Origin of the sequence: Ruegeria discodermiae, assembly GCF_030758345.1 — a bacterium.
Taxonomy (GTDB): Bacteria; Pseudomonadota; Alphaproteobacteria; order Rhodobacterales; family Rhodobacteraceae; genus Ruegeria_C.
Window position 1 is genome coordinate 1 of the sequence record NZ_JAVAMO010000077.1, and the last position, 371, is coordinate 371.

The 371-nt window shown below is 59.0% G+C and carries 1 protein-coding gene; it reads left to right on the plus strand.

The genetic code is table 11. From position 1 onward, the window contains the following. A partial coding sequence (locus Q5Y75_RS28425; protein WP_306203664.1) for a calcium-binding protein occupies positions 1-371 on the plus strand: 371 nt, incomplete at both ends.

The following is a 371-nucleotide window of genomic DNA, read 5'->3' on the forward strand; positions in this document are numbered from 1 at the left end:
CCGATTGATCCTGCGGCTGTTTTGTTGACGGATGGCAATGATGACAATCTTGCGCTGATCAGTGGCGGGACGGATATTTTTGACGGTCTGGCCGGCGATGACACGCTTTATGGCGGGGATGGCGGCGATCTGCTCTATGGCAATATCGGCAATGACGTTCTGAACGGCAATGGCAGCGGCGACAGTCTCTATGGCGGGTCGGGCGACGATGTGCTGGATGGTGGCAATAACAACGACCTGCTGGATGGCGGCGCCGGGGCGGATACGCTGATCGGCGGCAAGGGCAATGACACGTTCAAGTTCTCGGTGGTCGATGGCGCGCTGGACACGGTCGAGGATTACGCCTGGTGGAACTTCCTGGATGTGGGCGA